The sequence below is a fragment of the Peribacillus psychrosaccharolyticus ATCC 23296 genome (assembly GCF_000305495.1).
GTDB lineage: Bacteria > Bacillota > Bacilli > Bacillales > DSM-1321 > Peribacillus > Peribacillus psychrosaccharolyticus.
On the sequence record NZ_AJTN02000193.1, the window covers coordinates 47405 to 61200 of the forward strand.

Consider the following 13796-nt stretch of genomic DNA (forward strand, 5'->3'; position numbering starts at 1 on the left):
TCCAAATAAAACGCCCTGCGAGACAGGGCGTTTCTTCTATATTATTGGACTTTCATATGTAAATCACCTGTTTTTGTCCAGCCAAATGTTTTTAAAGCCTGATGCAGGACCAGAGTAATAATAATCGGCAGGACCATACCAATAGCGACATAAATCAAAAAGACGTTCAGACCTTGGTTTGTCAGAATGCTGATTGGCGCAATGAGGGAACTTAATCCCATGCCGCCCAATTCATATGGCACCTGAAGGTCAAAAACCAGCGTGGCAATCGGTGCACAAACTATCGCTGCTACAAAAGGCGGAATTACTAAGCGCGGGTTCTTAATTAAATTGGGGAATTGAACCTTAGGTGTGACGATTGCTTGAGCCAGAAATCCACCTAAATCATTCTCCTTACGCGACATAGCTGTAAACCCGACAAACTGAACCGTACAGCCTATTAAAGCTGCGGCACTTGAAACCGGATCGAGCTGCAGGGCAATAGCGAGCGCTGCTGAGGACGCTGGCGTCATCAGCAGGATGCTCCAAACAAGTGCGATCACCATTGACCCGACAAGCGGGTATCCTTGAACTGCCAAAGTAATTTGGGCGCTGACTGAATTTAATAGAGGTGTTATAACCGCAGCTAAGCCTGCTCCTGCCACACCTCCAACTAAGATAGCAGCCATCGGAACAGCCATCATATCCAACTTTGTTTTCCCTACCAAGCGTTTACCTATATATGTGGCAATGACAGCGGCCGCTGCGGCACTAAGCGGCTGCCCGGTAACAATCGACATTGCACCTTCATTTATACTAATAGCAGCTCCGCCGACTGATGCACAAACCATGGAGCTGAAAATGACTAATGAGTTGCCTCCCAATTGGTAGGCAATTCCTACTCCTATTGCCGGTGCAAGTAATACTTTTGCTGTCCCCCCAATGAGAAGAAACGTTTCCCACCCAAAATACTTCCCAAATGATTCAAATAACAGGCCGATTCCTAATGTGACAAGAACCGCATTCGCAATTCCCCCAGAGGCCTTATACATCCGATCGATGACATATTCACTCTTCTTCATGTTTTCACTCCTAGATGCTGGTATTTTAAGAAAGATATTAAATCGAATAACTATATGGTGCTTGATGCGAAATAACATTATACTAGCACAAATATTCTGAAAACAATAGATGTTTTTATATTACCAAAATAAAAAGCTATTTATAAGATAATAAATAGCTAGCAACTAGTATTCAATTTAATAATGTATTATCGCTGTATAAGATGTAATTTAATTCGTAAAGCCATTTAATTTCACAAAAAAGTTCCTTAAAAATTGATAAAAGATTCGTTCTGTCGGCATTAACTCTCGTTCTTTTGGAATAATTACTCCCACATTCCGAGAGACTTCCGGCCCTGTTAAAGGCACTCTTACCGTTGATCGAGGCAGACTATCAATTAAGGTGATTTCAGGAATAAGCGTTACCCCAAGTCCCGCGGATACCAACCCCTTTATGGCATCAATATCTTGTCCTTCAAATGAAGTTAAAGGCGTAAACCCTGCTTCTTGGCAAGCATCCACCACCATATCTCTCATAATAAATCCTTCCGGAAATAGAATAAAGGAATCTTCTTTTAAGTCACTAAGTGCGATTGCTGAACGATCTGCAAGCGGATGATCAGTTGAGAGGAGCGCCACAATATTATCTAGGAATAAAACTTCCCCTTTTATTTTCTTTAACCCCCGAGGCACCGGGGCTACTAAAGCAATGTCGACTTCCCCTTTTATGACTTCCTCAATTAATTCATGATAAGAGCCTTGTAAAAGTTTGAATTTCACATCTGGATATTGCTTTCGAAAAGCTGAAATAACGGTTGGCAGCATATAGGATGCCAGACTGCTCGGATAACCAACTCGAATAGTCCCCTTTTCAGGATCAAGGCTTTCCTGCACTTCACGTACCCCTTGGTCAATCACGTTAATAGCTTGCTCCATAAACGCAAGAAATGTGCTGCCAATAGGCGTTAGTCTGATACTACGCCCTTCTCGAAAGAACAAAGAAACGCCCAGTTCAGCTTCTAGGTTGAAGATTTGCCGGCTTACTGCAGATTGTGCGACATGAAGAGACGTCGAAGCTTCTGTCATATGTTCACGCTTTGCAACTTCAATAAAATACTTAATCTGTCTTAGCTCCAATAACGTTTACCTTCTTCCATCTTAATAAAGCATGATTACTATCTAATATTCAGATTGTTTAGATAGATTTTAAATTATAAACTAGATAAATAGCAAGTATATGGAACGTTCAATAACCATATAGTGATTTTTAAATTTGTTTATAAAGGAGCCTGTTTAATGACAACCGTCGTAAAGATTGCACCAGATGAATTAAAGACAGCTAGTACATACGTAAGCAATGTATATGATACGGTAGTAAAACGAAATCCAAATGAAACTGAATTTCTTCAAGCTGTTAAGGAGATATTCGACTCCTTGATTCCAGTATTTGCCAAGAATCCGCATTATATGAAAAATGGAATCCTTGAACGAATTTCAGAGCCTGAACGCCTCATTACATTCCGAGTTCCATGGGTTGATGATCAAGGGACTGTTCACGTAAACCGCGGATTCCGCGTACAGTTCAGCAGTGCAATTGGACCGTATAAAGGCGGCTTGCGTTTTCATCCTTCCGTAAACGCAAGCATCATTAAATTTCTCGGGTTCGAACAAATTTTTAAAAATTCGTTGACAGGTCAGCCAATTGGCGGCGGTAAGGGCGGTTCTGATTTTGATCCGAAAGGGAAATCTGATGCAGAAGTTATGAGGTTTACACAAAGCTTCATGACAGAGCTTAGCCGATACATTGGACCAGATTTGGATATTCCCGCTGGCGATATCGGTGTAGGCGCTCGTGAGATTGGTTACTTATTCGGACAATACAAACGACTGCGCGGAGGTTATGAAGCTGGTGTACTCACAGGCAAAGGGCTTGGATACGGCGGAAGCCTTGCTAGAACAGAGGCAACCGGTTACGGTACGGTTTATTTCGTAGAAGAAATGCTTAAAGATAAAGGATTAAGCTTTAAAGGCAGCACAGTTGTGGTATCCGGGTCTGGTAATGTATCTATATATGCAATGGAAAAAGCAGCTCAGTATGGTGCAAAAGTGGTTGCTTGTAGTGATTCTAACGGCTATATTTATGATCCAAATGGGATTGACCTTAAGACCGTTAAAAAGTTGAAAGAAGTGGAAAGAAAAAGAATTTCTGACTACATTATTGATCACCCTGAAGCCGAATACTATGAGGACTGTAAAACTATTTGGACGGTACCTTGCGATATTGCACTTCCATGTGCTACTCAGAATGAAATTGACAAGGTTTCAGCTGGAATTCTTGTTTCAAACGGTGTCATTGCAGTAGGTGAAGGAGCTAATATGCCTTCTACACTTGAAGCCATTTCCGTTTATGCAGCCAACCAAATTCTATTTGCCCCAGCCAAAGCGGCTAACGCAGGCGGTGTAGCTGTATCTGCACTTGAAATGGCACAAAACAGCGCTAGAATTTCTTGGACGTTTGAAGAAGTGGATGAAAAACTACATCAAATTATGATTAACATTTATCGCGAAAGTGTAAATGCGGCTGATGAATACGGCTGTTCGGGCAACCTCTTAGCAGGTGCTAACATTGCAGGCTTCATTAAAGTAGCCGATGCTATGATCGTACAAGGTATTATCTAAGTTTCACCTAAAAAAATTTCGTTGAGTCGTTGAGTTTTTTTGTTGCGCTCAGTCCCTTCAAACCTTATTTATGATTCTTTTGAGGAAATGGAGATAATGATGATAAACTAAACATATAAGAGAACGTATAAAGGAGGTTACACGTATGAAAGTGATTCTATTTGGCGCAACAGGGAAGACAGGCGAGCTCGTCTTACAGCAGGCACTAGAAGCTGGGCTTGAAATTACGGCTTTTGTCCGAAACCCACAAAAGATGAAAACATCACATCCCTTGCTTCATGTAATAGAGGGCGATGCCTTAGACAGAACTGCTGTAAGCAACGCAATGGAAGGACAGGATGCAGTCATCTCCTGCCTTGGTTCGAATACTGGTTTAATGAAGTCCACTGTGCTTGGAGAAATGGGTACGAATATTGTACATGCTATGAAAGAAAAAAACGTATCGCGTATTGTCTATCTTGCTTCTGCTGGTATTGACAAAGAAATCCCAGGTGTTTCAGGGAAGCTAGTTATGAAGCTGCTAGGAAAGGTTCTTGCTGATCACCGTACGGCCGTTGATGCTATTAAAGCTAACCAGCTTGACTGGACGATAGCCCGCCCTATGAGTTTAAATGATGGTCCTTTAATTGGTTCATACCGTGAGGATTTCAAGGGTGTTCCCAAGAATGGACGAGCAATCAGCCGGGCAGATGTTGCGCACTTCCTGCTTCGCAGTCTTGAGGATCAGAAGTATAGTAAGCAATCTGTAGCCATTTGCTATTAATTTTGACTAAACTCAAAAGGCCGCAATGATAATCATTGCGGCTGGTTTTAATTCTGTATAATCCCATAAGACTTTAGTTAGTTTGTAACTTCAATGGCACGGAGATATTTTCTTCAACTTGATCCCCCTTTAGAATCTTCACAGCTGCATTCACTGCTTCTTCACCAATTAAGGCTGGCTGCTGTGCGATCGTACCATCTAATTTGCCTTCTTTCACTGCATCTAAGGCATCCTTTGTCCCATCAAATCCAAGTACAAGGATATCCTTTCCCGCTGCTTGAATCGCTTCAATAGCGCCCAAAGCCATTTCATCGTTATGAGCAAAGACAGCTTCAACATCTTTGTTCCCTTGAAGAATATTTTCCATAACCGTTAATCCTTTTGTTCTGTCGAATTCAGCTGTTTGACTTGTTACCACATTCAACTGCTTGTCAGCAATGTTATGGAAGCCTTTTCCTCGTTCACGAGTTGCCGATGCACCTGATACACCTTCTAGTTCAACTACGTTTGCTTTTTCGCCCAGCTGTTCAACGATATACGTTCCAGCCATTTCTCCTCCACTTACGTTATCGGAAGCAATAAAGGTAGCCACCTCTCCATCCTCTGCTGAACGGTCAATCGTAATGACCGGTATTCCCGCTTCATTAGCAGAGAGAACACTTGAGGAAATGGCTGCTGAATCTGTAGGGTTAACAACGAGTACATCGACCCCTTTTAAGATTAAATCTTCAATGCCGCTTATTTGTTTTGATGTATCGTCTTGTGCGTCAACGACTACAGTTTCTATCCCTTTTTTCTTCGCTTCCTTTACAATCCCGTCTTTTACAGATACGAAAAATGGGTTGTTTAAGGTAGAGATACTCACGCCGATTTTAACGTCTTGTAATGATTCCTTTTTTGGTTGTTCTTTAATTAATCCTGATTCCATCGAACAAGCTGAAAGTACCATTAAAGAAAGTACGATGAAAAAGACTCCTATTTTTTTCATACTTACACCTCTCTATTATGCAGATTTTTTTCGGTCTAATAATACTGCCACAATAATAACGATCCCTTTCACCACTTGCTGATAGAAAGAAGAAACCCCTAGTAAATTCAACCCATTGTTCAGGGTTCCAATAATCAAGACCCCAATTAATGTCCCAAACATTCTCCCTTTACCACCAGAAAGACTAGTACCTCCAAGAACGACAGCCGCTATAGCGTCCATTTCATATGATTGACCAGCTGTTGGCTGCGCTGAATTGAGTCGGGAAGTTAGAATGGCTCCGGCTAAAGCAGCCGCTGTTCCTGCCAATCCATAAATCATGATCTTAACTCGATCGACTTTAATCCCAGAGATTCTAGATGCCTTTTCGTTTCCTCCAATTGCATATGTCTTTCTGCCAAACGCTGTTTTATGAAGCAAGAACCATAGCATAAAGAAGGCAAGAATCATTGTCACAGCAGGTACCGGAATACCGAAGAAATAGCCTCTGCCCAGCAGTTGGAATCCTAAAGAATCACCAAGGCCCGTAATCGGTTTACCTTCTGTATACACAAGCGTCAGCCCGCGGAAGATTGTCATGGAAGCTAATGTCGCAATAAAAGGAGCCATTTTTCCTTTTGTAATCAACAGCCCATTAATAACACCCATTATTGTCCCTAAAAGAACCCCGACTATGATGGCTAATATCGGATCCATTCCTGAAACCATCATTCCAGCCATCAAAGCGCTGGATAATGCGAGTATTGATCCGACAGATAAATCTATTCCGCCCGTCAGAATGATGAAGGTCATACCAAATGCAATCAGTGCATTAATAGATATTTGCCGCAATAAATTCATAATATTTAATGGAGTTAGAAACGATGGATTCAACACAGTAATAATTGCAAATAATAAAATTAGAGCGAACAATGGACCAAACTTCTGCCATACCGATGTGTTGTTTTTCATTAGTTTTACCTGACTATTCATCCTAGTTACCTCCTGTTGCTAAAGCCATTATTTTTTCTTGTGTCGCTTCCTGCTTCATCAATTCTCCTGTTATCTTTCCTTCATGAACGACTAGCACCCGATCACTCATTCCGATGATTTCGGGAAGTTCAGAAGAGACCATTATGATGGCCATTCCTCGGTTGGTAAGTTCATTCATCAATTCATAGATTTCCCGTTTAGCCCCTACATCGATCCCGCGGGTGGGCTCGTCCATAATTAAAACTTTCGGAGATGTACCTATCCATTTTGCTATAACAATTTTTTGTTGATTGCCGCCTGATAACTGGCCTACGATGGTTTCCGTCGATACAGTTTTCACATTCAGTCTTTTGACCATCATTTCGACGAATTTTTTTTCATCATTTACCTTAACTAACCCTTTTGGAGCAAAACTCTCCAAATTGGCCAGCCCTATATTATCACGAATTGAAAAATCAAGAATTAATCCTTCTTCTTTCCGATTTTCTGTTATAAAGGCAAAGCCAGCTGAAACAGCTTCGGCAGGATTATTAATCGAAACTTTCTTTCCATCAACTCTGACTTCACCGCTGTCCACAGTATCCATTCCAAATAAAGCACGCATAATTTCTGTTCGGCCGGCACCCATTAAACCTGAAACACCAAGAATTTCTCCACTACGCACCGTAAAATGAATATCTTTGAACAATCCGCCGCTAGTCAGACCAACCACTTCTAACACATTTCCCCCTAAACTCGCCTCTCGCTGCGGGAAACGATCTTCTAAATCCCTGCCAACCATTTTCTTAACTACTTGATCAAAGTTCGTATCTTTGATTGCTTTCGTATCGACCGTTATCCCATCACGCATCACCGTAATTCGATCACAGATGGCAAAAATTTCTTCCATTCTATGAGAAATATAAACTAAGGAAACACCTTTCCTTGTAAGGTCCTTCATCACTTTAAACAACTTTTCTATTTCACGATCCGTTAATGCTGCAGTGGGCTCGTCCATAATAATAACTTCTGCATCCGTCATAAGCGCCTTGGCGATTTCAATCATTTGCTGCTCTCCAACCGAGCAGAGACCCGCTTCTTTATCGAAAGGAAGGGAAATATCAAGTTTCGAAAATACCTCAGCTGCACGCGTTTTCATTTCTTTCGTTTTTAAAACCCCATAGCGGTTTACCAATTCTCTGCCAAGGAAAAGGTTTTCAAGTACAGTCATTTCAGGCCAGATGTTTAATTCCTGACGAATGAATGCAAGGCCGCATTGCTCCGCATCAAGTGAATCTTTGAACAGCGTTTCCTGGCCGTTGATGACGATACTACCCTGATCCTGTTTATGAAGACCCGTTAAAATATTCATTAACGTTGATTTTCCTGCCCCATTCTCACCCATAAGCGCGTGAATTTCATTAGGTTCAAGATTAAAATCAACACCTTTCAATACCTCATTTGGACCAAATGCTTTATAAATATTGTGCATTTCAATTTTCATGTTGTTCACCCCTGTTCCTTAAAAGAATACCCCGGATTGCAAAATACAATTTGAGTAAGGTGTTATTTCCCCGGTTCGAATGATGACCTTCGCCCGTTTTGTTAGTTCCTTAAACGCTTCATGAGACACATATTCGACCTTTTCTTCGGCTAGTTGTTCGATAAATTCATGCTGAGTTTTATTATTTCCTACAATCTCTTCGGCTGCGATTACCTTTTCAACAACCATGTCATTTAAGACAGCGCTTACAACCATCTGGAAAGAAGGCGTTCCTGCGGTTAACGCTAAATCGATTTTTGGTACGCCTTCCGGGACAGGCAGTCCAGCATCGCCAATTACAATATAATCTGTATGACCAAGATCACTTAGGACCTTGGCAATTGAACTATTTAAAATTCCGTATCGTTTCATGTTAGACTCCCTTCAACCTCAGCTCTTGTTGGCATACCGCCTTGTGCACCAAACTTTGTCACAGAAATCGCTGCTGCCTTGTTGGCAAACTTTAGACTTTCTTCATAACTCTTTCCTTCGGCCACAGCAACTGCAAAAGCTCCATTAAAGGTATCTCCTGCTCCGGTTGTGTCTACTGCTTTCACTAAGAAACTAGGAATCACTTTTTCAATCATTCCATCAAAATAACGAACCCCTTTTTCACCCTCAGTGATGAAAAGCTTATTTGGGTATTTCTTTAATACTTCTGTTCTATTAATCCCAGCAAACAAAACGGAACATTCATGTTCGTTTGGTGTCAGATAAGTCGCATTTTCAATGACTTCTTCACTTAGTAATCTAGCTGGTGCAGGATTTAATAATAAGTTTATCCCCAGCTCTTTACATAAGCGTGCCGTATATTCTACCGTTTCAACAGGAATTTCTTGCTGAATCATCACGATATCCGCATCTTTAATGACTGCACTTGCCTTTTGGACATAATCAGGAGTAATCCAATCATTGGCGCCTTTCACCACAATGATACTATTATCCCCTTCTGCAAGCGTGATATGGGCAGTACCTGAAGCAATATCTGGAACGGGTTCCACATAGCTTGTATCAACCCCATTTACGTTTAAATTTTTTAGAATCGTTGACCCGTAAACATCATCGCCAACTCTGCCAATCATGGTAACCTCCGCACCAAGACGCGCAGCTGCTACTGCTTGATTTGCTCCTTTTCCGCCTGGGACAGTGCTAAACCCTTCACCTAATACCGTTTCTCCAGCTGCTGGTCTTTTTTCGGATGTGACAACTAAATCCATTGATGAGCTGCCCACAACGGCTATCTTTACCATGTTTACATCCCCTTTCGTGTTGTTTGTCTATCAATAAAAGCAACGTCTAATTTTATATGTTGTTCGGTAAGAGGTTCCTTATTTATCATTTTAATTAATGATTCTGCTGCAACTTCTCCCATTTCATATGCTGGCTGTCTGATTGTAGATAGGGCAGGATATAACAGGGCACACATCGGAATATCATCATAGCCAATAATTTGCAGATCTTCAGGAATTAGTCTTCCTAACCTCAGTCCTTCTTGAAGAATAGCTGAAGCTACAATATCATTACACGCTATCACTCCATCTGTCTTCGGATATTTATCAAACAATTCCTTTGCACAGCTCTTTGCTCCCTGAAAGGATAATGTTGAATCAAGAACCTGAACGTTTACACCTTCTGTGTTTTGAAGCAGCTCTAAAGCAGATTGATAGCGTTCCCGAACTGGCTTGATTGTAATAGGTCCTCTTACAATGACAATCTCTTTACTGCCTCTCTCCATTAATGCAGCGGCAGCAAGTTCCCCCCCGGCATGTTGGTCAGCATAAACGGCTGGAAGATCCTCTGTAGTCCGGTCTAACAGGACAACTGGCATATTTAGATCCTTGTAATTCCGATCATTATACTCACTTGTCGAAGCAATGATACCAATGATGTTATTTTGAGAGAATGTGTTAATATATTCTCGTTCTTTTTCCTGTTTTCCGTCGCTATTACCAATGATTAAACGGTAACCTCTCCGCTGAAGATAATCTTCAACCCCTCGAGATAATTCAGGAAAAAAGGGATTGGTGATATCAGGAAGGATTAGACCAATTAATTTAGACTTGCGCTTATAAAGAGAGCGGGCGACTTCGTTCGGTTTATACTGAAGCTTACTAACCGCAAGGTCTACTGCCTTCTTCGTATCTATATGCGCATATCCACTTCCATTAATGACTCTTGATACAGTAGCAACAGAAACTCCCGCTTCTTTTGCCACATCCCTGATTGTGACCAATTCCCTCAACTCTCTTCCTTTATGTAACCGTTTCCACAAATACACTTTATCATGCATTTTCCGTTTTTACAACCATTAATTCTTATCTCGAAAGGATTCTTAAGGTTATCTTAAGAATCCTTCATTATTATGAAGTCATTCCAACACGATAGGAGGTCAGAAATAATGAAAGGCTTAAAAGGAAGGCGCGAGTTAAAGCATGGTATTACCAAGGCTGACTGCTATCTGATAAGAAATAATCTTCAGCATTTTATGACGCTTGATCCCCATGGTAATAATGGAAAATACTTAATTCGCAGTGTCTATTTCGATAATTTTGATAACCGGATCATGAATCAGAAAACGGAAGGCTATTATCACCGTGATAAATTCAGGGCCAGGTTGTATGACTATAATACCGACTTTATTAATTTGGAGAAAAAAAGTAAGCGGGACAATTTGACATACAAACAAAAGTGTAAAATCACTGCTGCTGAATATGAACAAATCCGCATAGGGGAACTTGATTGGATGGCAGTGGATTCGCGAGACTTAATTCGTGAATTATACATCAATATGAACCTATATCAACTTAAGCCAACAACGGTAGTAGATTATGAACGGGAAGTATTTATCTATCCGCATGGTAATGTCCGTGTCACGTTTGACAGCAATGTTCGGACAAGCTATCGTAACACGGATTTCCTTAACCCAGATCTGGTGATGGTTGAAGCGCTTGATCCAAACGATGTTATTCTCGAAGTGAAGTTCGATGAATTCCTGCCAGATATTATTAAGTCACTGCTTCAAGTAGTAAATACACGCAAAACAGCTTACTCTAAATACCTTTTAAGCAGAAGGTACGGATAAGTAAAATCTATTTAACGGAGGTTAACCATTGGATACGCAAACTAACACTACAAACTTTACTGATATTTTCAAATCAAGCTTTTTGGATAACACCGCATCGTTCTCGATTGTTGATTCATTGATTGGCTTAGTGGTTGCTTTCGCACTCGGCATGTTTATCTATGTGATTTATAAGAAAACGTTCGCCGGTGTTATGTATTCCCACAATTTCAATATTTCATTAATTATCATGTCTATGATTACTGCACTTGTCATCATGGGGATCTCTACTAATATTGTCATTTCTCTTGGTATGGTAGGTGCCCTTTCTATCGTTCGTTTTAGAACACCCATTAAAGACCCAATGGATCTTGTTTATCTCTTTTGGGCGATTGGCTCTGGTATCCTTTGCGGAGCCGGCCTCATCCCGCTTGCTATTATCGGTGCGATTTTAATAGGAATCGTGATGTTGTTCTTCAGCAACCGATTGACGATTGAAAATCCGTATCTTTTAATTGTAAAGTACACAGATTCTTCTATTGAATCCATGTTGGACGAGGTCCTTTCTAAACAATCAAAAAAGCATACGATTAAATCGAAATCGATTATGCCTGATAATAATTTAGAAGTAACTTATGAGATTCGACTCAAAGAAAATGATACAGAATTCATCAACCTAATTAAAGAAATTAATAGTGTAAGATCTGCTGTTATGTTAAGTTACGACGGCAACTTCACAGCATAATTTCCTAGTAAGTGCGGGCATGGTTTGATTCACCTGCCCGCCTATTTTATAACAGAAAGGAGTTCTAGCATGATAAAGAACCGATACGTCATCGGGGCCATCACACTCCTGCTGGTAGTCTTTATTGCTGTCCTTTTCATTGTGCCGACTTTTCAAGTCGAACAGCCTGAGAGCATGGCTAAGACATACAAATCAACCGTCTTTGATCAGAGCAAAGTGACGAAGGTTGATATTGAATTAAGTGATAAAAACTTGGCATCGATACTAGAAAGCCCCACAGATGAGGAAGTTGTCGACGCTGATGTTACCATCAACGGCAAAACAGTCAGCCACGTTGGCTTTCGTACAAAAGGAATGTTATCTTTAAGTTCCGTAGCCGCGATGGAGGATTCTGACCGCTACAGCTGGAAGATTGATTTTGACTATTATCGCAGTGAACAAACGCTGGATGGCTTACAGAAACTAGCCTTAAATAATAATTTCAGTGATGCTTCCATGATGCGGGAATACCTTTCCTACGATCTAATGGAAGATATGGGCGTACCTACTCCATCACACTCGTATATGTATGTCACCATTAATGGAGAAGAACAGGGACTTTACTTAGGTGTGGAAACTCTTGATGAAAGCTTTCTATCACAGAATTTCACTACTGGGAACGGTGACTTATACAAACCGGATGGAACAGGAAGCGATTTAAAATGGATCAGCGACGATATTGCTGATTATACCGGCTTAAATTTGAAAACAAATACGAAAACATCTAAGCAATCTTCGATGATCAACATGCTTGATACCATTAATAATGGCGGAAAATTGGAAGATGTAGTAGATGTTGATGAGATGCTCCGTTATTTTGCCGCCAATACAGCGCTAGTCAATCTTGATCACTATCAAGGTGATAAAAAGCATAATTATTATCTCTACGAAGAAGATGGTCTCTTTTCCATGCTTCCTTGGGATTACAATATGGCATTTGGCGGTATGGAGCTATGGGTGGAGGTATGGGCGGCAAAGCCAAAGATACATCTGCCGAGGATACACAAGCAAAGGAAACCACAGAAGCAGGAGAAGCTAAAAAAGCCCAAATGCCTGGCGGTGGAAAAGAAGGCGGCATGATGGGTATGGGTTCGTCGAGCTTCATAAACGATAGTGCTATAAACTTTAGCATTACCACCCCTGTTTCAGGGGCTACCCTTGAAGAACGTCCTCTGCTGAATGCTCTACTAGAAGATGATGAAAATAGAGAGACATTCAACAAATATCTAAAAAAAATGGCAACTGGATTCTTCTCTGAGGAAACCATAACAGAAAAAGTTAGTGAAATCACCTCAATGATTACACCATACGTAGAGAAAGATCCTACTAAGTTTTATACCATGGAGGAATATCTTAAAGCGACAACTGGTGATGAGAGTATCATAGAATTCTCCACACAGCGTGCTGAGTCCATTTTAGCGCAATTATCCGGAGAATTAGTCGTCGAAGCTGAAACAAGTTCTGATATGGGCGGCGGACAGGAACAAGGTCAAATGCAGCCGCCTGACGTTACTACTGGGGAGGCCCAGGATAAGGGAATGCAACCGCCTGCTGGTCAGGACGGAGCAGGTCCCGGCGCTGGCGGACCGCCTAATATGGGCGGTGGACAGAATGGTCCGCCTGATATGGGCGGCGGCATGCAGCCTCCAGGTATGGACGGAGGACCTAATGCTCAATCAGGAGCAGCTGGAAGCAGCTACTCTAAAGAAACATTTATCATGATTGGGATATCGCTTGCTCTGCTAATTGGAGCCATTGTCTTTGCTTCTTTCTTTAAACGAAGACGATCGTAAAGCAATAAATAGCTATAATTCCAGGCTGTCGAGAAATCTTCGACAGCTTTTTTTGTGACAACTTTATCACCGGCTTTCTCTAGATCCTTCTGCACAATAATTAGCCAGAAATGCACAGAAATTACTCGGTTCTGCACAGAAATTCGTCTGTTTTGCACACCTTTTCCTCCATTTTGCACAATACAGAGGTTAAA

At 41.1% G+C, this 13796-nt stretch carries 14 protein-coding genes; 6 read left to right on the forward strand and 8 right to left on the reverse strand.

Annotated features, from left to right (window positions below; genetic code table 11):
• Window positions 1–41: 41 nt before the first annotated feature.
• The gene (locus WYK_RS11600; RefSeq protein ID WP_040374654.1) at window positions 42–1061 is read right to left on the reverse strand and encodes a PTS transporter subunit IIC; all 1020 of its coding nucleotides are present in this window, start codon (window positions 1059–1061) and stop codon (window positions 42–44) included.
• A 210-nt stretch (window positions 1062–1271) separates the two neighbouring features.
• On the reverse strand, window positions 1272–2177 hold the full coding sequence (locus WYK_RS11605; RefSeq protein WP_040374655.1) for a LysR family transcriptional regulator: 906 nt from the start codon (window positions 2175–2177) through the stop codon (window positions 1272–1274).
• A gap of 159 nt (window positions 2178–2336) precedes the next feature.
• Here WYK_RS11605 and gdhA point away from each other — a divergent pair, with 159 nt between their 5' ends.
• On the forward strand, window positions 2337–3719 hold the full coding sequence (gdhA, locus tag WYK_RS11610) for an NADP-specific glutamate dehydrogenase (protein WP_040374656.1): 1383 nt from the start codon (window positions 2337–2339) through the stop codon (window positions 3717–3719).
• A gap of 145 nt (window positions 3720–3864) precedes the next feature.
• Window positions 3865–4482, forward strand: a complete 618-nt coding sequence (locus tag WYK_RS11615; RefSeq protein ID WP_040374657.1) for an NAD(P)-dependent oxidoreductase — start codon at window positions 3865–3867, stop codon at window positions 4480–4482.
• Between the two features lie 73 nt (window positions 4483–4555).
• Here WYK_RS11615 and rbsB read toward each other — a convergent pair whose 3' ends face one another.
• From rbsB to WYK_RS11645, 6 genes are read right to left on the reverse strand one after another with little or no spacing between them, the layout of a single operon-like run.
• Window positions 4556–5470, reverse strand: a complete 915-nt coding sequence (rbsB, locus tag WYK_RS11620; protein WP_040374658.1) for a ribose ABC transporter substrate-binding protein RbsB — start codon at window positions 5468–5470, stop codon at window positions 4556–4558.
• A 15-nt stretch (window positions 5471–5485) separates the two neighbouring features.
• Window positions 5486–6442 (reverse strand): ABC transporter permease, encoded by a 957-nt coding sequence (locus WYK_RS11625; protein WP_040374659.1) that lies wholly within the window; start codon window positions 6440–6442, stop codon window positions 5486–5488.
• A gap of 1 nt (window position 6443) precedes the next feature.
• Window positions 6444–7925: a sugar ABC transporter ATP-binding protein gene (locus WYK_RS11630; RefSeq protein WP_040374660.1), complete on the reverse strand. Its 1482-nt coding sequence runs from the start codon at window positions 7923–7925 to the stop codon at window positions 6444–6446.
• Window positions 7926–7943: 18 nt separating this feature from the next.
• Window positions 7944–8336: a D-ribose pyranase gene (gene rbsD, locus WYK_RS11635; RefSeq protein WP_040374661.1), complete on the reverse strand. Its 393-nt coding sequence runs from the start codon at window positions 8334–8336 to the stop codon at window positions 7944–7946.
• Window positions 8333–9214, reverse strand: coding sequence for a ribokinase (gene rbsK, locus WYK_RS11640; protein WP_040374662.1), 882 nt, complete (start codon window positions 9212–9214; stop codon window positions 8333–8335). The genes rbsD and rbsK overlap by 4 nt, the downstream gene beginning before the upstream one ends.
• Before the next feature lie 2 nt (window positions 9215–9216).
• The gene (locus tag WYK_RS11645; protein WP_040374735.1) at window positions 9217–10197 is read right to left on the reverse strand and encodes a LacI family DNA-binding transcriptional regulator; all 981 of its coding nucleotides are present in this window, start codon (window positions 10195–10197) and stop codon (window positions 9217–9219) included.
• A gap of 165 nt (window positions 10198–10362) precedes the next feature.
• Here WYK_RS11645 and WYK_RS11650 point away from each other — a divergent pair, with 165 nt between their 5' ends.
• The 4 genes from WYK_RS11650 (at window position 10363) to WYK_RS25625 (ending at window position 13602) form a co-directional block, all read left to right on the forward strand.
• Window positions 10363–11046, forward strand: a complete 684-nt coding sequence (locus tag WYK_RS11650; protein WP_040374663.1) for a polyphosphate polymerase domain-containing protein — start codon at window positions 10363–10365, stop codon at window positions 11044–11046.
• A 28-nt stretch (window positions 11047–11074) separates the two neighbouring features.
• Window positions 11075–11770, forward strand: coding sequence for a DUF4956 domain-containing protein (locus tag WYK_RS11655; protein WP_040374664.1), 696 nt, complete (start codon window positions 11075–11077; stop codon window positions 11768–11770).
• A 69-nt stretch (window positions 11771–11839) separates the two neighbouring features.
• The gene (locus WYK_RS25620; protein WP_235782492.1) at window positions 11840–12889 is read left to right on the forward strand and encodes a CotH kinase family protein; all 1050 of its coding nucleotides are present in this window, start codon (window positions 11840–11842) and stop codon (window positions 12887–12889) included.
• Window positions 12890–12894: 5 nt separating this feature from the next.
• Entirely contained in the window at window positions 12895–13602 is a 708-nt protein-coding gene (locus WYK_RS25625) for a CotH kinase family protein (RefSeq protein ID WP_235782497.1), read from the forward strand.
• The last annotated feature ends 194 nt before the right edge of the window (window positions 13603–13796 follow it).

What these genes read in the sequence shown, in the direction of transcription:
- WYK_RS11615 (WP_040374657.1), top strand. Translation starts at nt 3,865, where the DNA reads ATGAAAGTGATTCTATTTGGCGCAACAGGGAAGACAGGCGAGCTCGTC.
- WYK_RS11630 (WP_040374660.1), bottom strand. Translation starts at nt 7,925, where the DNA reads ATGAAAATTGAAATGCACAATATTTATAAAGCATTTGGTCCAAATGAG.
- WYK_RS25620 (WP_235782492.1), top strand. Translation starts at nt 11,840, where the DNA reads ATGATAAAGAACCGATACGTCATCGGGGCCATCACACTCCTGCTGGTA.
- gdhA (WP_040374656.1), top strand. Translation starts at nt 2,337, where the DNA reads ATGACAACCGTCGTAAAGATTGCACCAGATGAATTAAAGACAGCTAGT.
- rbsB (WP_040374658.1), bottom strand. Translation starts at nt 5,470, where the DNA reads ATGAAAAAAATAGGAGTCTTTTTCATCGTACTTTCTTTAATGGTACTT.
- WYK_RS11650 (WP_040374663.1), top strand. Translation starts at nt 10,363, where the DNA reads ATGAAAGGCTTAAAAGGAAGGCGCGAGTTAAAGCATGGTATTACCAAG.
- rbsK (WP_040374662.1), bottom strand. Translation starts at nt 9,214, where the DNA reads ATGGTAAAGATAGCCGTTGTGGGCAGCTCATCAATGGATTTAGTTGTC.
- rbsD (WP_040374661.1), bottom strand. Translation starts at nt 8,336, where the DNA reads ATGAAACGATACGGAATTTTAAATAGTTCAATTGCCAAGGTCCTAAGT.
- WYK_RS25625 (WP_235782497.1), top strand. Translation starts at nt 12,895, where the DNA reads ATGGGTTCGTCGAGCTTCATAAACGATAGTGCTATAAACTTTAGCATT.
- WYK_RS11625 (WP_040374659.1), bottom strand. Translation starts at nt 6,442, where the DNA reads ATGAATAGTCAGGTAAAACTAATGAAAAACAACACATCGGTATGGCAG.
- WYK_RS11600 (WP_040374654.1), bottom strand. Translation starts at nt 1,061, where the DNA reads ATGAAGAAGAGTGAATATGTCATCGATCGGATGTATAAGGCCTCTGGG.